The 23,023-nt window shown below is 39.8% G+C and carries 23 protein-coding genes; 10 read left to right on the top strand and 13 right to left on the bottom strand.

The window, feature by feature from the left end; all coding sequences use genetic code 11:
- Window positions 1-86: 86 nt before the first annotated feature.
- The 6 genes from KZC02_RS25280 to KZC02_RS25255 form a co-directional block, all read right to left on the bottom strand.
- Window positions 87-485, bottom strand: a complete 399-nt coding sequence (locus KZC02_RS25280) for a DUF2958 domain-containing protein (protein WP_221391212.1) — start codon at window positions 483-485, stop codon at window positions 87-89.
- 44 nt (window positions 486-529) lie between these two features.
- Window positions 530-1,108: a Crp/Fnr family transcriptional regulator gene (locus tag KZC02_RS25275; RefSeq protein ID WP_221391211.1), complete on the bottom strand. Its 579-nt coding sequence runs from the start codon at window positions 1,106-1,108 to the stop codon at window positions 530-532.
- 13 nt (window positions 1,109-1,121) lie between these two features.
- Window positions 1,122-1,433: a response regulator receiver protein gene (locus KZC02_RS25270; RefSeq protein WP_221391210.1), complete on the bottom strand. Its 312-nt coding sequence runs from the start codon at window positions 1,431-1,433 to the stop codon at window positions 1,122-1,124.
- A 25-nt stretch (window positions 1,434-1,458) separates the two neighbouring features.
- Window positions 1,459-2,175 carry a pirin family protein gene (locus KZC02_RS25265; RefSeq protein WP_221391209.1) on the bottom strand — a complete coding sequence of 239 codons (717 nt, stop codon included), beginning with the start codon at window positions 2,173-2,175 and terminating at the stop codon, window positions 1,459-1,461.
- 117 nt (window positions 2,176-2,292) lie between these two features.
- Entirely contained in the window at window positions 2,293-2,916 is a 624-nt protein-coding gene (locus tag KZC02_RS25260) for an alpha/beta hydrolase (protein ID WP_221391208.1), read from the bottom strand.
- A gap of 185 nt (window positions 2,917-3,101) precedes the next feature.
- The gene (locus KZC02_RS25255) at window positions 3,102-4,040 is read right to left on the bottom strand and encodes a ring-cleaving dioxygenase (RefSeq protein WP_221391207.1); all 939 of its coding nucleotides are present in this window, start codon (window positions 4,038-4,040) and stop codon (window positions 3,102-3,104) included.
- A gap of 214 nt (window positions 4,041-4,254) precedes the next feature.
- On the opposite strand from KZC02_RS25255, the gene KZC02_RS25250 reads away from it, so the two are divergent.
- Window positions 4,255-5,187 carry an alpha/beta fold hydrolase gene (locus KZC02_RS25250; RefSeq protein WP_221391206.1) on the top strand — a complete coding sequence of 311 codons (933 nt, stop codon included), beginning with the start codon at window positions 4,255-4,257 and terminating at the stop codon, window positions 5,185-5,187.
- Between the two features lie 96 nt (window positions 5,188-5,283).
- Here KZC02_RS25250 and KZC02_RS25245 read toward each other — a convergent pair whose 3' ends face one another.
- Window positions 5,284-6,474 carry a histidinol-phosphate transaminase gene (locus KZC02_RS25245; RefSeq protein WP_221391205.1) on the bottom strand — a complete coding sequence of 397 codons (1,191 nt, stop codon included), beginning with the start codon at window positions 6,472-6,474 and terminating at the stop codon, window positions 5,284-5,286.
- 457 nt (window positions 6,475-6,931) lie between these two features.
- Here KZC02_RS25245 and ytxJ point away from each other — a divergent pair, with 457 nt between their 5' ends.
- The 4 genes from ytxJ (at window position 6,932) to KZC02_RS25225 (ending at window position 10,298) form a co-directional block, all read left to right on the top strand.
- Window positions 6,932-7,273: a bacillithiol system redox-active protein YtxJ gene (gene ytxJ / locus KZC02_RS25240; protein WP_221391204.1), complete on the top strand. Its 342-nt coding sequence runs from the start codon at window positions 6,932-6,934 to the stop codon at window positions 7,271-7,273.
- A gap of 169 nt (window positions 7,274-7,442) precedes the next feature.
- Window positions 7,443-7,634 carry a hypothetical protein gene (locus tag KZC02_RS25235; RefSeq protein ID WP_221391203.1) on the top strand — a complete coding sequence of 64 codons (192 nt, stop codon included), beginning with the start codon at window positions 7,443-7,445 and terminating at the stop codon, window positions 7,632-7,634.
- Window positions 7,635-7,893: 259 nt separating this feature from the next.
- The gene (locus KZC02_RS25230; RefSeq protein ID WP_221391202.1) at window positions 7,894-8,424 is read left to right on the top strand and encodes a gluconate 2-dehydrogenase subunit 3 family protein; all 531 of its coding nucleotides are present in this window, start codon (window positions 7,894-7,896) and stop codon (window positions 8,422-8,424) included.
- 158 nt (window positions 8,425-8,582) lie between these two features.
- Window positions 8,583-10,298: a GMC oxidoreductase gene (locus tag KZC02_RS25225; protein ID WP_221391201.1), complete on the top strand. Its 1,716-nt coding sequence runs from the start codon at window positions 8,583-8,585 to the stop codon at window positions 10,296-10,298.
- Window positions 10,299-10,397: 99 nt separating this feature from the next.
- Here the strand turns inward: KZC02_RS25225 and KZC02_RS25220 are convergent, their stop codons facing one another.
- Window positions 10,398-11,147, bottom strand: coding sequence for a DeoR/GlpR family DNA-binding transcription regulator (locus KZC02_RS25220; protein ID WP_221391200.1), 750 nt, complete (start codon window positions 11,145-11,147; stop codon window positions 10,398-10,400).
- A 71-nt stretch (window positions 11,148-11,218) separates the two neighbouring features.
- Here KZC02_RS25220 and KZC02_RS25215 point away from each other — a divergent pair, with 71 nt between their 5' ends.
- Window positions 11,219-12,370, top strand: a complete 1,152-nt coding sequence (locus tag KZC02_RS25215) for an MFS transporter (protein ID WP_221391199.1) — start codon at window positions 11,219-11,221, stop codon at window positions 12,368-12,370.
- 118 nt (window positions 12,371-12,488) lie between these two features.
- Here the strand turns inward: KZC02_RS25215 and KZC02_RS25210 are convergent, their stop codons facing one another.
- On the bottom strand, window positions 12,489-13,604 hold the full coding sequence (locus KZC02_RS25210; RefSeq protein ID WP_221391198.1) for a BamA/TamA family outer membrane protein: 1,116 nt from the start codon (window positions 13,602-13,604) through the stop codon (window positions 12,489-12,491).
- A 183-nt stretch (window positions 13,605-13,787) separates the two neighbouring features.
- Here KZC02_RS25210 and KZC02_RS25205 point away from each other — a divergent pair, with 183 nt between their 5' ends.
- From KZC02_RS25205 to KZC02_RS25190, 4 genes are all read left to right on the top strand, one after another.
- Entirely contained in the window at window positions 13,788-15,908 is a 2,121-nt protein-coding gene (locus tag KZC02_RS25205) for an alpha-amylase family protein (protein ID WP_221391197.1), read from the top strand.
- A gap of 77 nt (window positions 15,909-15,985) precedes the next feature.
- Window positions 15,986-16,465: a group II truncated hemoglobin gene (locus KZC02_RS25200; protein ID WP_221391196.1), complete on the top strand. Its 480-nt coding sequence runs from the start codon at window positions 15,986-15,988 to the stop codon at window positions 16,463-16,465.
- A 23-nt stretch (window positions 16,466-16,488) separates the two neighbouring features.
- Complete coding sequence (locus tag KZC02_RS25195) at window positions 16,489-17,547, top strand: winged helix DNA-binding domain-containing protein (protein WP_221391195.1); 1,059 nt, start codon at window positions 16,489-16,491, stop codon at window positions 17,545-17,547.
- A gap of 14 nt (window positions 17,548-17,561) precedes the next feature.
- The gene (locus KZC02_RS25190) at window positions 17,562-18,479 is read left to right on the top strand and encodes an alpha/beta hydrolase (RefSeq protein ID WP_229253785.1); all 918 of its coding nucleotides are present in this window, start codon (window positions 17,562-17,564) and stop codon (window positions 18,477-18,479) included.
- 45 nt (window positions 18,480-18,524) lie between these two features.
- On the opposite strand, the gene KZC02_RS25185 is transcribed toward KZC02_RS25190, so the two are convergent.
- The 4 genes from KZC02_RS25185 to KZC02_RS25170 all read right to left on the bottom strand — a co-directional run bounded on the left by KZC02_RS25185 (window position 18,525) and on the right by KZC02_RS25170 (window position 23,003).
- Window positions 18,525-20,276, bottom strand: coding sequence for an SMP-30/gluconolactonase/LRE family protein (locus tag KZC02_RS25185; protein WP_221391194.1), 1,752 nt, complete (start codon window positions 20,274-20,276; stop codon window positions 18,525-18,527).
- Window positions 20,277-20,436: 160 nt separating this feature from the next.
- Window positions 20,437-21,429 (bottom strand): DUF1624 domain-containing protein, encoded by a 993-nt coding sequence (locus KZC02_RS25180; protein ID WP_229253784.1) that lies wholly within the window; start codon window positions 21,427-21,429, stop codon window positions 20,437-20,439.
- 411 nt (window positions 21,430-21,840) lie between these two features.
- On the bottom strand, window positions 21,841-22,410 hold the full coding sequence (locus tag KZC02_RS25175; protein ID WP_221391193.1) for an NADPH-dependent FMN reductase: 570 nt from the start codon (window positions 22,408-22,410) through the stop codon (window positions 21,841-21,843).
- 17 nt (window positions 22,411-22,427) lie between these two features.
- Entirely contained in the window at window positions 22,428-23,003 is a 576-nt protein-coding gene (locus KZC02_RS25170) for a YceI family protein (RefSeq protein WP_221391192.1), read from the bottom strand.
- Between the last annotated feature and the right edge of the window lie 20 nt (window positions 23,004-23,023).

Here is a 23,023-nt window from a genome sequence, read left to right as displayed (position 1 = left end):
GGATTAAAAGGATTTTATTAAAGGAAAGTTATTTCCTAATTATAACTTCCCCAAAGCGTTAACCAGCGGATACTTTTCACTCTAAACTAAATTCTGGAAGCCAGTGTTTTCTCTGCCAGTTTAAGAAGTTCTTCATCTTCGGTGATGCGCTTGTTTATTTTGGCGGCTTCCAGGTAAACGCTCATGGGATATTTCCCTTCAAAATCCGGGTCTGTTTCCACCATTCGAACCTTTAAACGTGCGTGTTTGATGGTTTCCAGATGCTCAATAGATACGTAACTTAGCTCCGGAGTTCCTTGTCCCAAATCACAAAGTCCGAAGGCAATATGGTTGGTTGCATCCAGTTCGGACAAAAGCCAGATCGCTATTCCGTATTTGGAATGCAGCTTTACAACCGGTTCATGATCCTTACCAAGTTCGTTCTGAACTTCCATGTAATTGTGGATCATGATTTCTATAAGATTTTCAGGAATCATTTTTGACATGCTCCAAAGATAAGTATTGAGGTCGTGTTTGGCAATAAACGCAACTATTGGTTATGCAGTTTCCTTCTCACTTTACTTAAAAACTCCGGTGAGAACCCCAGGTAAGAAGCGATATAATGTTGCGCAACACGCTGTGGAATAGCAGGATAACGGTTCAAAAAATCAAGATATTTTTCAACGGCGGTTGTCGAAATTGTGCGGAACAGTCTTTCCTGTAATTGTGCAAGGTTTCGCTGTACCATAAGCCGGAACATTCTTTCGAAGCCCGGAACACGTGCGAGCAGCTTCTCTTTATTTTCAGGTGTAAGAAGCAGCAACTCGCAGTCTTCCAGGGTTTCGATATAAACAAGGCTTGGTTTTTGTTCCTGAAAACTGGTTATATCACTCACCCACCAGTCTTCCACAGCAAACTGTAACGTCACTTCCACACCAGACTGGTCAATGTGATACGTACGGATGCAGCCTTTTAGTATGTATGCTTCAAACTGGCATATTTCGCCTTCCTGTAATAAAAAAGTCTTTTTGGGTTGAAATTTATGCTGAAGTAATGAATTAAAATAGTCAAGATCACCGGCTCCGAAAGCCAGGCATCTTTTGGCATAAGCATTAATTTTTTCAAACATAAAAACAATTGAGTTACAACTTCCTGCCGGAAAACGCATGCTCAATTTCAGAATAGAGTAAGCCGCTGCCTCCGCCAAAATGCCTGATACAAATCACATCAGAGTTTAACGACTTAAAAGTTTGCAACAGCCGCTGCTCCGTTTCATCATTAACCCCGACGCCCAAAAGTACCAAATCAAACTGAGTTATTTCAAAAGCGGCTGTTGCTTCTTCCGGCGAAACAACCCCTACTCCATTCCAACGCTCGTTTTTGTTGATCAGCCTGATGATCGTTTCCAGGATTTCCGGATGACTGGCCAGTACCAGAATGTTAATTTTACTCATATTGAATTCAAAGTTTATGAATGATCTACCATTTTTCCGGAACTTCCATTACCAGTATTTTTGCCTTGCTTACCGCCTGGAGATTAACAACAGAAGCTTTCCGGATTCCGTAGCCATCACGTTTGTTCAGTAACTGGCCATTCACTTCCACTTCGCCATCAATCACAAACACATACACATCGTTTGTGTTGTCTTTTAACTGATATTCGGTTTTAAAATCCTTATCAAATTCTCCGATATGAAACCATGCATTCTGGTAAATCCATACGCCTTCATCATCCTGATCAGGCGACAAAATCTGTAAAAGTTTATTGTGTTTATCTTTCTGGCCAAAATTCTGCTGGTCATAACGCGGCGTTACATTCAGTTGATTGGGATAAAGCCAGATCTGCAAAAAGGTAACAGGCTCATTTTCATCCTTATTGTATTCGGTATGGTAAATTCCTGTACCTGCACTCATCACCTGGATTTCTCCCGGCCTGATCAACGCAGAGTTCCCCATACTATCCTGGTGTTCCAGCGTTCCTCCCAGCGGGATCGATATGATTTCCATATTGTCGTGCGGATGTTTGCCAAAACCTTTTCCGCCACTTACAGTATCGTCATTCAAAACCCTTAGTGCCCCAAACTGCAATCTTTCAGGATCGTAATGGCCATGAAAACTAAACGTTTGTGCACTTTTAAGCCAGCCGTGATCCGCCGAAAACCGGGACGAAGCTTTATGTAAGATGTTTTGTTCCATGGTTATTTTTTGTTTGTAAGATGATACATTTTAAATGAATTATAGTAATGAGAGGCATCGGTGGCCATTTCTTACTATTTTAAAATTCGTGTCTTTGTGGCTTCGTGGCATATTACCTCACACCAATATTTTAGTATTCACTATTTCAATCTCCTCTGCTGAAATTGTATGAGGACGGCCGGAATATATTTCCGATGTTACCACCGCATTCAGGCTTTCAAATATTTTAACACTTTCCTGAACACGCGAAACCGGAACGTGCGGATCCGGATTACCTGTGGAAACGAAAAGCGGAGTACCTTGAAAATCACCCTGATAATTTTCTGTTACCAACTCCTGCCCTACTAATCCGCCAGTCAACGCAATAATTCCACCGTAACGTCTGGCATTTCTGGCTGTGTATTCCAGAGTTAAACAAGCACCTTGCGAAAAACCGGCGAAATATATGTTTTCTGCTGAGATTCCAGCGGCTTCAATTTCGGAAACCACTTCGTCAATTAGCTCTAAAGCTGAATCCAATGCAGGCTGATTTTGAGAAACTGGTGCCATAAAACTGTAAGGATACCAGCTGTTATTGGTAGCTTCGGGCGCATAAATCGCCATTCCTTCCAGTTTGAGGTATCGTTTCAAAGAAATAACATCCCTTGCAGAACCGCCCCTGCCATGCAGCATGATAATTGCCTTTTTAGCTTCCGTAACCGGCGTTCCATTCGTTATAATTTGTTTTGTATGGGAATACATTTTTCCGTTTTGAGTTAAAAGTAATTCTGTGAATTATACATAATCCTGTCAGAGTGAGCGGATCAGACTGTCGAAGCAGTCGAAATCCGGGCCGGATTATTCAAACTTAATTGACTGCAGTTCGACTCCGCTCAGCGTGACAGCATTGTAGCAACTTATAGTATTACAATAAGAAGTTCAATTCACTAAACCAGTTTCGGCAACACCTTTTCAATTTGGGCGCGACGGGATTCGTATTGGGGAGGAAGCATTAAACCCGTTCCTAATTCTTCTACGGTTTCATCTGTGCCAAACCCAGGATTGTCACTCGCAATTTCGAACAACACACCACCTGGTTCACGGAAATACAATGAATAGAAGTAATTCCGGTCTATTTTGTCGGTAATCTGGTGTCCTGCTTCTACTACTTTTTTACGGAACTCCATTAAAATGTCATCATTGGCAACTCTGAAAGCTACGTGATGTACAGAACCTCCTGCAACATGTCCCGCTCTTTCGCCTGGTACTTCTACTAAATCAACAATGGCTGCATTTTCAACTGCATCTGTTACAAATCTGTAACGGTTTACATGTTGTTCCAGCAATTTATATCCAAAAATATCAGTCAGGATTTTGGCTGTTTCTTCAATTTTGTTACTGGTGATCGTAATGCTGTGAAAACCGCGCGTTGCATTTTCGGCAGTTACTTCACTGGTTTCCCAAGGCGTACGGGTGTCCGCTTTCTTAGGGACGGTCAGTTCAAATTTCAAACCGTCAGGATCCAGGAATGTCAGGTATTGTTCCCCGAATTTTTCAGAGACTTTATTATAAATTACTTTATTTTCATCCAGTCTTTTCAACCAGAAATCCAGGCTTCCTTCCGGTACTGAGTAACCTATTTCAGTAACCTGACGCGTTCCTCTCCTGCCGGCAGGAATTTGATCTCCCCATGGAAAAAATGTCAGGATGGTTCCTGGTGTTCCGTTTTTATCCCCGTAATAAAAGTGATATGTATTTGGGTCATCGAAATTGACGGTTTTTTTAACCATTCTTAAACCCAGTACTCTTGTATAAAAATCATAATTTTTTTTAGGGTCACTAGCTATGGCTGTAATGTGGTGTATCCCGTTGATTGTATTTTCCATATCAGTAAATGTTTTTTTGTTTTCGATTTAATGATACAAAGATAACCTCCCCAACAGGGGCAAAACATTGAACTAGGACAAGAAAAACGGGGAAGGGGGAAATAAGTTTGAAATAATTTAAATCGGCAATATCAGTTTAAACCCACACTATTTAATGTTTTTTAACTTTTTCACCTGAATTACAAAAACTAGCTTTGTCCAAAATCCAACATATATGAACACACTAAAAATTCTCATTGCACCTATTTTAACAATATTCTGTTTCTCAAATCTTTATAGTCAGAATATAGAAAAGGTTTCCATAAATTCATCAGTTGGCAATTCTGGATATTATCTTGTAGTTAAACCACAATCCGGCATTATCAAAGGCACATTGATTTTATTGCCGGGATATGGCGAATCACCCGAATCTATATTTCAGGAATCTAAACTTCCAAATGCAGCTTATGAAAGTGATATATTAGTTATTGCTATTTCAGGAGGAAACAGGTTATATGCAGATTCTTCTTTATTAATAAAATTAAATTTAGCGTTCAGCCAAGTCATAAAAAACTTTTCCGTTGATCCTGAAAAAATCGTAATTGGAGGATTTTCTGCCGGGGGTACAATAGCATTAAGATATGCCGAATTATGTAAGGAATTCCCTAAATCTAATCCTATTCAACCAAAAGCAGTTTTCAGCATTGATTCCCCGGTAGATTTAATTGAAATATATCATTATTTTGAAAGAGAAATTAGTAGGAATTATTCTCAAGCTGGTGTGACAGAAGCCAAATTCGCTTTAAAATTGATGCAGGAAGAGATAGGGTCGCCAGAATTCAATATTAATTTATACAAAAAACTAACTCCTTTTTACAAAGATCTGCCAGAACCGGGCAATGAAAAATATCTGCAAAATATGAGCGTACGTGTGTATCATGATGTAGATATTAACTGGTATTTGAAAGAAAGGAGAAGGAGCGCCTTAGATATGAACTTTCTATTTTCCTCGGAACTAATAAATAGATTGACATTAATTGGAAATACTCATGCGGAATTTATTCAATCAGCAAAAAAGGGAGTACGAAGTAGCGGGTTGCATCATCCTCATTCATGGAACATTGTTGAAGAAACTGAATGTATTCAATGGATAATTGAACAATTGTAACTGAATAAATAATCTTTATTTAAGACAGTATTTATTTTACAAAAAAATTCCGGACAGAATCTAAATTCTATCCGGAATAAATATGACCTAAAACTCTTAACTGAAAGTCTGCAAAGCAGTCACGAATATTTTCATTTCATCTTTCGTACCAATACTTACGCGGCACCATGGTTTGTCATTGATATCCAGGGTCCTGACCATAATCCCTTTGTCTACCATTTTACTGAGCAATTCTTTTCCGGACATGTTAATAGGAAAAATCACAAAATTGGTAAATGACGGCACGTATTTGTAACCCATCGCAGTCAGGTTTTCGTACAGATAGGTTTTTGCTTCTGTATTTAATTTACGCGTCATGTTCTGGAATTCTACATCATCCATAGCAGCCAGCGCACCGGCAGCAGATGTTACAGGAATTCCCCCACCGCCGCCTTTTGTTGTTTTCCTGATTGTATCCAGTGTTGCTGGAAGTGCAGCAATATAACCAACTCTTAAACCGGCCATTCCCATAATTTTGGAAAAAGTACGGGCGATAATGACATTTTTCTTGTCTTTCAGCAAGAACACCATGCTTTTATTATCAGCACCTTCTACAAGCTCAATATATGCTTCGTCGATAAAAATTGGCACTTTCTCAGAAACCCGGCTGCAAAAATCAACCAACGCCTTGGTAGAAGTCACTGCTCCCATCGGATTGTTAGGATTACAGATATAAACCAGTTTGGTGTCTTTGTCAATGGCTTTTTCCATAGCATCCAGATCATGTGACCAGTCTGATTTACAAGGAATTGGTTTCCAGGTTGCTCCGATAGATTCAGCAACGCGGATCAGGGACATGTAAGTTGGATCAGCCGAAACGATATTTCCACCGTCTTTAAACATGGCAAGAGCCGTTTTTTCAAGCAAATCGCCTGAACCGCTTCCCATCATAATATAGTTAGGGTCCACACCTTCTTTTACTGCAATTTTATCAGTCAGGGCTTTTAACTCAGTTCTTCCGTAACGGTTACCTTTTTCGATCGTTTCCGCAATCGCTTTTCTGGCCATTGGCGGCGGACCGTAAGGATTTTCATTTGAACCGATCCTGGCAACCATTTTAGGCATATCCAGTTCCCGCTCAATGTAGTGCCCTCTTACCATTGGACTATAAACAATACGGTTAGCATTATCCAAACGCATAGGTGTTTCAGCAAATGCCCCTTCGCTGATAAACGGTAAAACTGCCAATGCACCAAGTGATGCAAAGCCCGATTTCAAAAGACTTCTACGGTCGATGTTCTGTCCCATAAGTAACTGTTTAAGAATAAGTATGAAATTAAAGTATTGGAATATTGTACACTTCCGGAATTACACAATACGTGTATTCAGTAATCAGATCTGGCAGTGCGGCTACCAATATAATTTCCACTTGCGGCGGGAATCACAAATTATATCCTGTCAATTTGTGATTTATAAATATAAAGATTTAGTTATACGAATAAAAGCAAACATTTAATTAAAGTAGTACTACAACCCACATTCTTTATATTTTATAAAAAATTAGGTAAATATGTATAAAGTGATTTTTTTCGAAATAAGATTTAGCTCAATAATTTTTAAAATATAGAAATAATAAAAGGTTAAAGTTTATTGCTATCTATAAATACACCTTCATGGATAATGATCATTTGGAATGAAATGAAAAAAAATATGTTATAGAAATAATTTCATTCCTATGTCTCATCACATTTTGCATTTATAAATTATGAATTGGATTACAATAACGAACGAAGAAGAAGTTCTTGATATCAGTAAATCTGCCAATTACGCGATTATTTATAAGCATAGCCCAAGATGCATGACAAGCCTGATGGCTTATCGCCAGTTAAAATCAGAAGTCAGTGCTGCAAATGATATTGATGTACCCATATATATGGTAGACGTTATCAAAAACCGTCAGGAATCACAGTTTGTCGCTAAAACTTTCGAGATCCGTCACGAATCACCACAGGTGCTTGTTGTTAAAAACGGTGTTTGTGTTTACAATACTTCACATGAAGCAATTTCATTAAAAGCAATGCTGAATCATATTGGCCAGGAAGCCTGATTGAAACCAGCAGTGTGATATTAACATTTTTAACGAGCAGCTTTTATCAAAAAGTTGCTCGTTTTAATTCAAAACACCTCCAATTGCAAAATATTTAATACTTTCTCATGGACTTCTGTCCGAATTTATGGAATAAATCCATAAATTCGGACATCTAAATCGTATAGAAATGAAAGAGTTAAATTATATCATTATTTCAACAGAATTGGTCTGGCAATGGTATTATGACCAACACAAAGGAAAACATTTCAGGGAACTGACCGGAAAAGACGCCCGTCATTTTGTAGAGATCCTGAATACTAAACAGAATTTATATATTGAAGATATTTTACCTGAAAGCCAGATCCGTGGCGAACAATAATTTTGGTAAATCAATATTCCGGTATTTTTACAAATACACCTTCTTTTGAAACCGTTATGCCGAATAACACCTACTTTATCCTTCCAAATTGTTAATTTCGTTAACAGTTGTTCAAATCAGACAGAAGTTACCTAAATTGTGAGCACCTTTTATTTTTCGTTATTAATCCAAAAATAACAAGGTATTATTAAAAATATACATTGCTACCCAGCGTATAAGAAGATTATAACTAACCTATAAGTAACCATTTCAAAACACGATGAACCGTAGAGAAGCTATTGAAAAAATTACCCTCATGATGGGTGGTATGATTTCAGCACCACTTATGGCTGGTGTGATGGGCGAAAAATTAAATTTCGGACCATTCCTTGACGTTTCAGCTGAGCAGGAGGCGCTACTTGCCGATGTTGCTGACGTTATTATCCCCACAACAGGTACTCCCGGTGCAAAAGCAGCAGGTGCCGAAAAATTTATAATCCGTGTGATGCGTGATTGTTACAAGTTCGACGATCAGAAAACTTTTTATGCCGGTCTGGATAAACTGGATAAAGACAGCAAGGAAGTCTATCAGAAAGGATTTGCATCCCTTGATGCTACCCAGAAAACGGATATGGTTAAGAGAGCCACAGTATCCGACAAGCCATTTTTCCTGCAAATGAAGGGACTTACTGTAACCGGCTATTTCACTTCTGAAATAGGTGCTACCCAGGCATTGGATTATTTGCCGATTCCCGGCCGTTTTGATGGTTCATGGCCAATGCCAAAAGGACAAAAAAGCTGGGCGATTTGAAAGTTTAAAAGTATAGAGTTCAGAGTTCAGAGTTTAAAGTTTAGAGCAGAAGCTGGTTGAAAGTTTACAGTTGCGTCTCTACCTTAACTTAAAATTCCTGACTTTACTCTTCAATAGCAGTCCGTGTTTAAAGTATCACGAATAATTTTTTAACAACAATGGCGAATTTAAATATTGATGCGGTAAAAGATATGTCTTACGATGCCATAATCATCGGATCGGGCGTATCTGGTGGTTGGGCTGCAAAGGAACTTACTGCAAAAGGTCTTAAAGTTTTAATGCTTGAAAAAGGGAAAAATTTAGAGCACGTAACCGGTTACGAAAATGCACTGAAAGCACCCTGGGAAACTGAGTATAACGGCCGGCTCACGGTTAAACAAAAAGAAACACATCCGTTTTTGTCCCGCGATTATCCGTATAATGAAATGACGGAAAAATACTGGATGAATGATTCGGATTCACCATACGAAGAAAAGAAAAGATTCGACTGGTTTCGCCCTAATATTGTAGGTGGAAAATCCATTATGTGGGGACGGCAGTCGTACAGATGGAGTGACCTGGATTTTGAGGGGAATATAAAAGACGGAATTGCTGTTGACTGGCCTATCCGTTACAAAGATCTCGCGCCCTGGTATTCTTATGTTGAAAAACATGTAGGGATTTCGGGTGAGAAACTGGGTTTACCGCAACTGCCGGATAGTGATTTTCTTCCGCCCATGGAAATGTACCATGTTGAAAAAGAGGTTCGTAAGAGACTGGAAAAAGAATTTCCAGGCCGTACTATGACTATCGGCCGTGTTGCCAATCTTTCTCAGCCTACTAAAATCCAGCTGGAAGGAGGCCGTTCTCCTTGTCAATACCGTAATAAATGTTCATTGGGTTGCCCGTATGGTGCTTATTTCAGTACTCAATCCAGTACACTTCCTCCTGCCGTAAAAACAGGTTTGCTTACGCTTCGTCCGGATACTGTTGTGCGTGAAATCATGTACGATGATAAAACTAAAAAAGCAACCGGGGTTCGGGTTACTGATTCTGTGACATTGCAGGAAAGAGAATATCTTGCCAAAATCATATTCGTTTGCGCAAGTACGATCGGTTCCACGCTTGTCATGCTGAATTCCACCTCTGACCGTTTTCCTAACGGGTTGGGAAATGATTCAGGAGAATTAGGACATAATTTAATGGATCACCATTTCCGCACCGGAGCAAGCGGAACTTGGGAGGGTGATCTGGATAAATATTATTTCGGGCGCCGTGCAAATGGTATTTATGTTCCACGTTACCAGAATATCGGTAATGACAAACGGGATTACATCCGCGGATTTGGTTATCAGGGTGGTGGCGGCCGTCAGGGATGGCAAAGAAATGTGGCCGAATTATCTTTCGGAGCGGATTTCAAAGAAGAACTAACAACACCGGGTAACTGGACAATGGGCTTTGGTGGATTTGGAGAAACACTTCCATATCACGAAAACCACATGTATCTTAACAAGGACAAAAAAGATAAATGGGGAATGCCAACCGTTGTTTTTGATGCAGAACTGCGCGAAAACGAAATGAAAATGAGAAAGGACATGATGAATGATGCGGCTGAAATGCTTGAAAAATCAGGTGTTAAAAACGTTAAAACACATGACAACGGTTCTTATTTAGGAATGGCAATTCACGAAATGGGAACAGCCCGCATGGGCCGTGACCCGAAAACTTCGGTACTGAATGGCAACAATCAATTACATGCAGTGAAAAATGTATTTGTTACAGACGGAGCTTCCATGACCTCAGCGTCATGCGTAAATCCTTCTCTTACTTACATGGCAATGACCGCCAGAGCTGTTGATTTTGCAGTGAAAGAATCGAAGAAGAAAAATATCTAGATAAAAAGCAGGAGTTTTGTGAATGAGAGAAGTCAACTTTCAAAAAGTTGACTTCTCTTAAAATCGGCCCTGTCCAATTTCCAACATGACGTGAAAATATTATAACACACTAATTCCTAGCGCTCTGAAATTATTAATCTTCTCTTCCCTGATATCCATTTCCGTTATAATATAATCCAGGTCCTGAATGGGGCAAACGCGGTAAGTTTCAAAAGTTCCGAGTTTATCAAATGTACTTAGCGCAACAGACATTCCGGAATTTTGCATCATAATTTGCTTTAATTCAGCTTCTTCCATAAAACTGGCGGTAACACCTTTTTCAGTATCGAGCGCACAAATACCCATAAAATAAAGGTCCGCCTGAAAATTTTCAGCCATTTTTATAGCCTGAAAGCCAACAACTGTTTCAGATTCTTTCAAATATTTTCCACCAAGTACAATCAGTTCAATGCCCGGATAAGCTGACAAAGCAGGAATAATAGCCATATTATTGGTAATGACCGTAAGTTTGATGTCAGTGGAAAGAAGTGAGACCAGGGTATAAACAGAAGTGCCACCATCCATAAATATAGTTTGTCCGGATTTGATCAGGGTCTGCGCTTTCAAGGCAATGATTTCTTTATCATCACGCAAATGTCCGATCCGTTCTTTAAATGTAAGCGGATTATGAGACCGCGGAATAGCGCCTCCACGGATTTTCATTAAAAGTCCGTTACTAGAGAGCGCATCAATATCCCTTCTGATTGTATCCTCAGAAACATTTAAATCCTTGCTTAACTGACTGAATCCTACTTCATTCTTGTTTGATAATTTTTCAAGAATAAAATTAAAACGCTTTTCCCTGGTCATATTAAAATCATTTATGCAAATTTATGCAAATTTGCATATATTTGCAATTATAATGACATACGAAGCATACAATGGAAAACATTCAAACCGGATTACAGCTAAAAAAAATTAAAGCAGCCAGAAAAGCAAGTTTGTTGATCTTTCTGGTTTGCGGAATCGGATTGTCGAGCTGGGCTCCGATGGTGCCAGTCGCCAAAATTAATTTGGGACTGGACGATGCCGCTTTGGGATTAGTCCTGCTTTCGCTTGGTGCCGGTGCTATTTTAATCATGCCCTTCACCGGAATGTTCATCAATAAATACGGCAGCAGAAAAATAACATTAATTGCTGCAACAGTCATTTCTTTAATTCTACCTGCATTGCTTCTTACCTCTTCATCAATACAACTGGCTATCGCACTTTTTATTTTTGGAGCAGCAATCGGCTCTATCGACGTTGCGATGAACTCCCACGCAGTCATTGTTCAGGATCGTTATGGAAGGCATATTATGTCCTCCTTCCATGGCATGTTTAGCCTGGGCGGATTAATCGGTTCGATTGGACTGGGTTTTTTGATAAAATTAGGCTTGTCGCCTACGATTGCAGCAGTCAGTATTTCAGGTATGTTATTTATTATTGCTGCAAGCCAGTACAAAAACCTGTTGCCGCATTCAGAAGAAGAAAAAGTAGACTCTTTTGCATTTGTTTTACCAAAAGGCCCGGTTCTGGTTTTAGGGTTAATGTGTTTTGTTTTCTTTTTAGCAGAAGGGTCTATGCTGGACTGGAGTGCTGTATTTTTACAGTTTAACAGGGGTTTTGATCTCGAAATGGCAGGACTAGGTTATGCCTCTTTTTCGATTGCCATGGCAGTAATGCGGTTAACAGGCGATAAGATCGTCCATAAGATCGGGTCTTCCAAAGTGGTTTTGTACGGTGCATTGGTTGCATCGGCAGGTTTTATGATAGCGGTGTGCATACCCTGGCCCGGTGCTGCTTTAATTGGATTTGTACTTGTTGGATTGGGTGCTGCCAATGTTGTTCCGGTGTTTTTCACGGCGGCGGGAAACATTCCTAACGTACCTACTTCTGTTTCTTTACCAGCTGTAACAACCTTAGGTTATGCAGGCCAGCTTGCGGGTCCGGCCATGATCGGCTTTATTGCTGATGCCTTTTCTCTGCCAATTGCATTGGGATTTGTTGGCGTATTATTATTAATTGTTGCTTTTACTTATAAGGAAAAGTAGACTGCACCAGTTACACGCCATTACCATTGGGGCATTAAGGTACATTTAGTTTAAAATTTAATATTCATAATCCCTTAATTACAGTCAGGTTATAAGAGTATTTTACACTAAAAAATGCTTAAAACGCTTCTCCGGTGAATAAATAAAAGCCAGGTCCTTCTTTTGTAAAACCTACATCAAGTCTTAGAAAAATATCTTTTTTAGGAAACAACAAATATCTCAACCCAACCCCTCCGGAAGGCCGAATATGTTTCCAGCTGAATTCATGCACACGGGGTGCAACAACAGCCGCCGCGGCAAACACGGTCCCGCCAATACGTTTACTGAATTTGAATGGAAGCCAGCGATGCTCAACCTGAGTTGCCAGCATATTTTTGTCACGATAACGTCCGGAATAATAACCGCGCATGATCATTTCGCCACCCATGAGCGCCAACTGATTAAAGGGAACTTCACCGGTAAAAAAATTACCCAGAAATTGCCAGGCCAGAACATTACGATCATTTGTCGGATGAGATGATCGGATATCCAGATTGACTCCATAAAAATTATGATCACTTGCGAGAGATTTCGCGTAATTCAGAAATGATATTTCCCCAAATAACCCTTTTCTCACATTCAGAACATTGTGCCGGTTATCGTAAACCAAAGCTGCCCCTAATCCCAAATTCCTTCCTCCGCCAGTCCCAATTGGTAATTCGTACGCATCATGGTCATCGGGCTGATTAAATTTTGTGTTATATAATTGCTGATAATCTACTTCCGGGCCAATAAACAAATTGGGAACAACTTTTCTCAAAATCCGCTGCCGTAATAATATATAGTTGGCATCAATTAAGGCCGGCTCGTTACCGGTAGTTTCAGGGCCAATCCCGTAATAAAGCAAAGGGAAACGCTGGAAACGTGTACGTCCCAATACAAACCATTTGTCCTTATTGCCATAAATAGCATTGTCGAGCCAGATTCCATACTGTGCCTCCAGTGTAATGAATGTAAATGCCTGAATTTCACTTAGCCTGTTCAGTGTATCATTTTTCGCCTGAAAAAGTAAAAGGGAGGAAAATCCAAACTCAAAACTTGTTTCAGGAGAATATGCCAAAGTAGGATAAATCCTGAAACTGGGTTTTCCATTAGAAGTAGTATCTGAAATGCTCTTTTGTATAAATCGCTTAATCCAACCTGGTTTTTCCTGTGCAAAAGAAAATTCCTCCGGCCCAAAAGCTAAGAGAAACATCCAAAAGTATTTGTATTTCAATGTATGATCAATTTAAAAAGTGATTTTATAACGACTGATAAAAGCTGATAGTTAACGCGTATAATGATGTATAAAAATCAGTCCAGTATTAAAATGACATTAAAATTTATAGTAGCCATCCTGGGTTTTACTCTTTCATTTGAACAGGATAAATCAATTATAATGAAAAATACCGTTTACCTCTTTGCGATTTTATTACTTTTTTGTTCCAATCAATCAACGGCTCAAGAGACATCTTTACCTGAAACTGAACTGTGGTGGAAGCGAAATAATCTAAGGGTTATTCAAACCAATCTGCCTTCCTACGAAGGTGCCACGCTCAACCCCGACTCGCTTGTAAAAGATCTCGTTGATTTTTCTGCTAATACTTTGCTGATCAATGCCGGTGGAATCATGGCTTTTTATCCGACAATGCTGGATTTTCATTATACCAATCCTTACATGAAAAATAACATGCTGGGTGATGTGATAAAGAAATGTCATGAAAAAGGTATCCGGGTGATTGTCCGTTTTGATTTTAGCCGGGTGCACGAAAGTATCTTTAAGGCTCATCCGGAATGGTGTTATATTTCTCCAAAAGGCGAGAGAATTATCAATACTGACATGTACGTAGTTTCTATCAATGCGCCATATGTACAGGATAAAGCGTTCAGGATTATTGAGGAAGTAATTGATACCTATCTGATTGATGGTATTTTCCTGAACATGCCGGGGTACCAGGTTAATAATCCTTATGAAGGAAAATACCATGGGATAGATCAGAATGAAGCAGATAAGAAACGTTTTGCTGAATTTAGTAAAGGAACTGCTTTCCCAACAGTAGAAAACAAAGCAGATACATTGTTCCAAAAGTATGTTGAATTTAAAAAATATACTGTTGAAGACTGGTCGGAAAGGTTGCATAAACTGGTAAAATCCAAAAGCAAGGAGATCGCAATCTGTACTTACTCCGACAAGTTTGTTGATATTATCCGTCACGAATCCCAAAGCATGACCACCCTGCCCTACTGGCCTTATACAGCTTCCGACAATGTCAGTAATGCTGTCAATTCTTTTCCTGATCATATCATCAGCAATGCCAGTATTCAGCAGATTTCGTTTCAATCACGCTATAATGCAGTGGAGCCTCAGGAAGTTCAGATCCGTTTGTATGAAAACATTGCGAATGGTTCAGGATTGGATATGAGCATGATGGGTGATTTGAGAGGCTATGAAGATGAACGGAACTATGGTGTTCTTAAAAAAGTGTATGCACATCATAAAAAAAATGAAATCTATTTTGGCAAGTACAAATCCATAGCTCAAATTGCAGTGATTGCTCCCGGTTCCTGGCCCAACGGAGAACCGATGCAGGAATATCGCGGGATTCAGCTAATGCTTCGGGAAGCACATATTCCTTTTGATATTATTGAAGACGGACAAATCGCAAATCTGGAAGAGAAAGTAAAAAAGTACAAATTATTAATCCTGCCCGAAATCACTTATTTAAAACCGGAGGCCATCCGGATCCTCAAAGAAGCCAGTAAAAAAGGCACCAATCTCATTGCTACAAACCGTTCACTTTTTGACAGTCCGGAAACTTTGCTTGAGTTGTTTGGTGCCAGAATCATTAGTAAGGATAACGACGGCGCTGGCAATTATCTGGTGCCAGACAATCGTCAGATCTTCAAAAGTTTCAAAGGGCAATCAATGCTTTTCTGGAAATTTAACCTTGGTTTATACGATCTGAAAGGCGCCGACCAGACTGCATTACCCATTCTTGCAAAAGGGCGTCCGGGTCCGCCGGAAATTATTGGCGGACATGACCCGATTGGGTATTATGCCATGGGAATAAAAAACCATGAGAAAAGCAAGGCCATTATTTTCCCGGTAAATCTTGGCCGGCTTTACTATATGCATGGTTATCAGGAACATAAAAATATTCTACTGGATGCAATTAACTTTATTAATCCTGATATTTCTAAAACAATCCAAACCAATGCACCTGCAAGAGTGGAAACTATATTACAGGAATATACTAAAAACACAACTGCAAACAGAGACAAAAAAACAAGTGACGGAATGATCCTGCATCTGGTAAATCTGACCGGATTCAGTGGCAATACTTACTTTGAGCCTCTAACACTTTATAACCTGAATTTCCGGATTAAGTCTGATAAAAAACCTGCAAAGGTCTTTGGAATGGTTAATGGCAAGCCTGTTAAATTTAGCTGGAAAGATGGATTTGTTGATCTGGAACTGAGTAAACTGGATGCATTTGAAGGTGTGGTGATGGATTGGTAACTTTGAGGACTTTCCAAGACGAGGCGTCCCCGTTTAAAAAACTTGGAAAGTCTGAAACTACATATACCTGAATAAAAATGGGCGAAAAACTAACAACAATTCCAACACTTTACGAATGGGCTGGCGGAATGCCTGTATTTGAAAAACTTACTGAGCTTTTTTATGCAAAAGTATTAAGTGATGAGCTTCTGGAACCTGTCTTTAAACACATGTCAAAAGAACACCAGCTGCATGTTGCCCATTTTATTGCAGAAGTTTTTGGCGGGCCTGAAATGTACAGTACCGGAGAAGGCAGTCATTTTAAAATGATCCGGAAACACTTAGCCAAACATCTGACAGAGAACCATAGAAAGCGTTGGGTTTCATTACTGACAGAAACGGCCGATGAAATGAACCTGCCGGATGATCCTGAATTCCGCTCGGCATTTGTGGCTTATATCGAATGGGGAACCAGAATAGCAGTACTCAATTCCAATATAGAAGAATTGAACATGAACCCGGACGAACCAATGCCAAAATGGGGATGGGGAGTTCCTGGCGGGCCATATTTAGGGTAATGGTATCTTAATTTTTTTTGCAAATGACATATGCTGAAATCAGAAACCACCGTCTATATAATCAACAGATAACCACCCAAAATTTCACCAGTCCGCAGGAAGTTGTGAGCTGGATGGGCGCTATGCAGGCCCAGGAATATGCGATGGCAAAATGGGCAATCGGATTAAGGTTAAATGGTGTATTCGACCAGGAAATTGAAAAGGCCTTTAATGACGGGCTTATTCTTAGAACGCATCTTTTACGGCCAACCTGGCACTTTGTTTCTCCGGAACATATTCGCTGGCTGCTTGAACTTACTGGCCCCAGAGTTCAGCAAATCAATGCTTTCTGGTATCGTAAATTGAATTACGACTCAGGTTTTCTGGCCAGAACAAATGATTTAATTGCAAGTGAACTGGAAGGAAAAAAATATCTGACCAGAACTGAATTGCAGGAAATCCTCAAACAAAAAAACATATATGCTGACGGTGTAGCTTTAAGCTGTATTATGATGCATGCGGAACTGGATGGAATTATTTGCAGCGGCCCCAGAAAAGGGAAGCAATTTACGTATGCACTATTGGAAGAAAGGGTTCCGAAAGTCAGACAGTTAACACGTCAGGAAGCATTGTACGAATTGTGCAATATTTATTACACAAGCAGAGGCCCGGCCTCACTAAAGGATTTTGTGACCTGGTCCGGACTGACGATGAAAGACGCACGCGATGGTGCTAATTCTTTATCTCATGAATTTAAAAGAGAAATGGCGGATGGCCAGGAATTGATATTTTTGACTGATGTTCCTGACTTAAAAGTGCCCCAACCTACATTTCTCATGCCAGATTATGATGAATATGGTATGGGCTACAAAGACCGGAGCGCACTGATTTCTCCCCAGTTAAAACCTCTGCTCGAACAGGCAGTAAAAGCCGGGAATTATCACCTGTTTATTATTGAGGGAATGTTAGCCGGAACCTGGAAACGAATAGTAAAAGGAAAGAATATCACAGTTGAAACTTTCCCATTTCAGGAATTGAACAAATCGCAAAAACAAGCATTAGAAAAAGCAGAAGATCTGTTTTTAAATTTTGCCAATAACTAAACTACTTTTGGTTCATGAAGCAATATTATCAAAGTTCAATAAAGATCGCTCTGCTGGTGATATGGATGGCAAACCAGACATCTGCACAAATGCCGGACAGGATCAGAAATATTTTTCCTCAGGGAACTGTGTTTCATGAAAACATATCCTATGCAAAAGATACCCTAAAAAAGCACTTGCTTGACATCTATCTTCCTCCGAATGTAAAAGGACCATTACCGCTGGTGATTTGGGTTCATGGAGGAGCATGGATGCACGGAGATAAATATGCGGATATGGGTTACATGAAAAACACAATTCAGCAAATTCTGAATGATGGTTATGCATTTGCATCCATAGATTACCGGCAAAGTACAGATGCAATATTTCCGGCACAAATTCAGGATTGCAACCAGGCCGTTGAATTCCTTTACTCAAACGCAACGAAATACCAAATTGACCAAAACAAAATTGCATTAATTGGTTTTTCTGCCGGCGGTCATCTGGCTTCTTTATTGGGTTTGTCCGGAAACAATAACGTCAAACAATTTTATTATAACGGAAAAACACCCGCATTTAAAATAAAAGCGGTAATTGATTTTTACGGGCCATCGGAGTTTCTGGCATTTACTCCCCAAACTGATGCACCTAATAAGGATGATGCAATTGGCAAACTGCTTGGGGCAACAATTATTGAAAGGCCGGATCTTGCCAAATGGGCCAGCCCAAACACTTATGTCGATAAAAATGATCCGCCGTTCCTGATTTTTAATGGCCAAAAAGATGAATCGGTTCCTTATACACAATCACTTTTACTGGCTTCCTATTTAAAACTGGCAGGTGTGAAACATGACATTACGATTGTAAAAGACGCACCACATTATGGTGAAATGTTTGATGTGGAAGCGCATCGGGATAAGATCAAAAAGTTTCTGGCTACCTATTTACATTAAAGTGGGTTCCCGCGGAGGGAGGAGACATAGCGTGAGACACTTTTTTCACAACTTAGGAGCAACAGGTTTATTAGGTTTATCCCAGCCATTCGCACCATGTATATTTAATTTACGGCAGTATACTTTATCATTTGCAGTTACATACATGGTATCAAAATCCTTACCTCCAAAAGCAACATTCGAAGCTGAGCCGTTAGGTGTTGGAAGAATTGCATTCACCCTTCCAGTCTGATCCAGAATCTGGATTCCTGAACTGGTCGCGACATATATCCGCCCATTCCGGTCACAGGTTATACCATCTGCCCATGCATTTTCTTCGGAATCTCCAACATGCAGCCAGCCAAATTTTTGTTTGTGTCCCAATGTCCCATCAGCTAAAATCTGATATGCCCAAATCCAATGAGAAGTAGATTCTGTTACATAAAGCAACGTCTGGTCAGGAGAAAGTGCAAGCCCATTTGCAAACAGCAATCCTTTATCAATTTCTATTTTTTCACCATCCGGCCTTATCAGATACAATACCGAGGGCTTTTCTTTTCCGTCTGGTGCGGTAACATACATATTTCCATTGTGTGCTATGGTTAAATCGTTCGCGGAAATATTTTTGGCGAAATCCTGCTTTTTACTATCCGCACCATGCTTAACAATTGATAAAGTTTTTTTGGCCACTTCATAGCGGTTCCCAACTTTGTCAAATTCGGTACCACAAGCGTTTTGTGAAATCTGATTAATGATTTCAACTTTTTTATCTAACCCGATCTTATACGTTTTACTATTGGGAATGTCCTGAAAAAATACTTCACCAGATTGATTTGCGGAAGGGCCCTCAGTAAACTTATATCCTTCGCCGGCTAATTCCCAATTCTGGCCATCTATCAAAATATCAGAAAGCAACTGATTTTGCGATTTCCCAGCTTTAACCGGTTTTGGCCAGTCTTTCCACAAATACCGCATGGCTTCCGGAAATACCGCTGTTCCCTGTTTGCCATTATGCCCGCCTTCTCCCCACTGATGTGTTACTTCATAACCGGAAAACGCCAATGCACGAAGCATGGTCTGATTTGCCATCCACCAGTCACCTGCGTAAATGTTGAGATCATTACTTCCGTCCTGTAAAAAAATCCGTAATGGTTTGGGTTCATATTTCCGGATCAAGGCCGGGTAACGGTCGGCTCCTCGCAAACCAACATACGTACCAATTGCACTAAAAATTCTGGTAAAAGCGTCCGGACGTTCCCATCCAGCAGTAAAAGCACAAACGGCACCGCTACTTGATCCACCAATAGCACGGTCATTCCCGTTTCCGGATAACCTGATGATCCGCCCGTCACTGGTTCTTTGTTTTTCTACTTCCGGAAGAATTTCATCCAGAATAAATCGCGCGTAGTTATCTCCAAGCCCATCATATTCAAAGCTCCTGTTGAACCTGTCCAACGCCTCATTTTCATTTTGGGCTTTCACTTTTCCATGCATCACAAAAACACCGATAGTTACCGGCATTTCACCTTTATGAATGAGATTATCAAAAACGGTAGGCGCTTTCCATTGGATTCCATCCTGGTTTATGTACACACAAGCCGGTTTATCAGGCTTATATTGCGCCGGAACATATACCCAGTATTCACGCCATGTACCGGGAAAAATTTTGGATTGATCAAAAATGAATTTTAAAACCTCTCCTTTGGGAACGCCGGATTGCTCTTCTGATGCGGGATCAACAGTGTAATTTTCAGTCGGATTCTGTGCGGAAAGATTTTGCCGGGAAAGCAGGAGCAGAAATAGAAAAATTTTCTTCATCGATCTGATAATTTAGAATTTCACGATTATAAATATGAATTCCTTAATATCTACTGAAAACATAGGTTACATAGAACCATAGAGTAAAAAATAGAACCACAGATTTCATAATTCTCTGTGGTTCTTTCCTTAACCCGGTGGCCCTCTGAATAACCTTAAATTACAAGTAACTCAGCCACCATTTCTTATTTCCCGACTTATATTTCCCAAACCATTTGCAAGGGAAATACATAACTAACACGATACTGATCCAGATCAGATATACCCAGCCCAATTCGAAACCAAAATCTTCCGGACGGAATTTGAAGAATAATTTCTCGTCTGTCGCCTGTTCCCAAGTGTAGCCTGATAATAACACAACAATGGCACTGGTGATATGTATAAGTAAAAAATGTATGATAAAATAAAAGAAAGGTACTTTTCCATAAACAGATACGAATTTTGTAAACTTGTTATTTGTACTATCAGTGAAAGCCAGAAGAATAAGAATTGGCCCAAGCGTCATGAGTGTAAAAAGTAATGATGGCGGGTATTTTGTAACATTAAAAAATGACAAAACTGTACGCCATTCTTCTTTTTGGGGTACCCATAATGAAGGATCTCCATATCCATTCAGCAACCTTAAAATTAAAAACAAGAAAGTACCGCCAATCCCCAGCATCAACAACAATTTCTTTCTTTTCAGAACGTCAATGTTTTTATCATAAATCTGCCCAAGTCCATAACCGCTTAACATTATGCCTGTCCAGGGTAAAATTACATAGAAGATCCCTATCGTTCCGCCATCACCACGGGGTATGAATTTTCCCGCTCCGGTTAAAAAAATACTCAGAAAAATATCCAGAGGAGAATCAGGAATAACTTTCACAAAATCCAGGAGATTATGGCCAAATACCAGAACTATTCCAACAATAAAAATACTCTTAACTGGAAGAAAACGCACCAACAAACCAAGTATTAACATGCTGGTTCCTAACGCCCATAATATATTCAGGATTATTATTTTGTATTTGAAATCAAATGATAAGATCAACGTCATCACTAATATCTCTACAATAATCAGCCACAAGCCTCTTTTAACCAGAAAACCACTGGTTTCAGAAACCGTTTTCTTCTTTCCTGATAAGTAAGCTGAAATGCCGGATAGCATCATGAAAGTAGGAGCGCAATAATGAGTGATCCAACGCGTAAAAAAAACTGCTACTGTTGTTGTTTCAGGATTAAGCGGATTGGCAGTAAAAGCAGTAATAAAAAAAATTCGCGCGTATGATCCAATGCCATGATGATCATAATGGCTCCACGAATTGTATCGATGGATCTTATCCGTAAAGAAGGTTCACTGTAAATCACATTCCGAGACGCCATAAAATTATTGATTAACTAATTGACAGATATGAAGTTGCAAGATACTTATTCAGAAATAAAATAAGAAAGATTTCACGGGAGCGCCCGCAGCGCAAAGCATATAAAGAAAAAGCAAAGAACGCTATGAATAACTTTGCGCTCTTTGCTTTTAAACTTTACCTCTTTGCGCTGCGGGCGCTCCCGTGAAATCTATTTGTTATTACTTTTCTTCCCTCATAGGTTTCAGCGCCTTTGTCCATTTCACTAATTCATCAAGCATTTTTTTCGCTGCTTTTTTAGAAGTGTCGTTGGCAATTAATTCTCCCTGTTCATTAATAAACTGTTCAAAAAAGGGAAAGTTTACTGCTTCTGTTAATGGTACAGTTTTGAAAAATGCCAGGTCACCTCTCAGATGAAGTGCTGCACGGGTCCCGGCTGATATACCTCCATAACTGACAATCCCAGCCGGCTTATAAGCCCATTCCTGAACCAGATAATCCAAAGCATTTCTCAGTGGAGCCGGATAATTATTATCATATTCAGCTGTTACAAAAATAAAAGCATCCGCTTCGTCAATAACTGCGCTCCACTTTTTAGTATGCTCATGCTCATATTTTTTCATGGAAGGATGATTAGCCTCATTCATCATAGGCAAATTAATTTCGCCCAGATCTAAAAGCTCAACATCAAAACTGCCGTATTGCCTTGCTGTTTCCAGTATCCATGCAGCCACAATCGGGCCTTTTCTTCCTGGCCTCACTGTGGAGGAAATGATTTTCAGTTTGTACATAAATGTTTGGTTAATGACTACATCATCGGCCCGAATTCACCATCTGCTATGATCGTGACTTCTTCGCTTAGCATAGGAGGAGCAAATTTTGTTCCTAAGGCAAAATCTGCACGTTTCACCGTTCCGGTTGCACGGAAACCGGCAATCTGCTTTTTGTTCATCGGGTTTTCGATTAATCCCCGAAATGTAAGCTCCAAAGTTACCGGCTTGGTTACACCATGCATAGTCAGATTGCCTGTTAGTGCATATCTATCCTTACCGGTACTTTTTAAACCGGTGCTTTTGAAAGTCATCTCAGGATTGGCAGCAGCATCAAAAAAGTCAGCTGATTTTAAATGGTCGTTACGTTTTTCAACTCCTGTATTAATTGAGGCTGTTTTGGCAGTCAGCTCAAAAGTAGCGTCACTGAAATCTGGTTTGGCCGAAACGATGGTAGCATCAAAGTCAGTAAAGGCGCCGCTTACAGTCGAAACACCCATATGCGTAATATCGAATTTCAACTGAGAATGATTTTTGTCATTCTGCCATTTGGTCTGTGCAAAGGTTCCAAATGAAATGACTGCAAACTGGATAACCAATAATAGCTTTTTCATATAGATAAGTGATTTGAGTT

It is taken from the genome of Dyadobacter sp. NIV53 (genome assembly GCF_019711195.1).
In the GTDB taxonomy this organism is placed as follows: Bacteria; Bacteroidota; Bacteroidia; order Cytophagales; family Spirosomataceae; genus Dyadobacter.
Note: the sequence above shows the minus strand (reverse complement) of the source record. Positions and strands in the feature narration are given on the sequence as shown.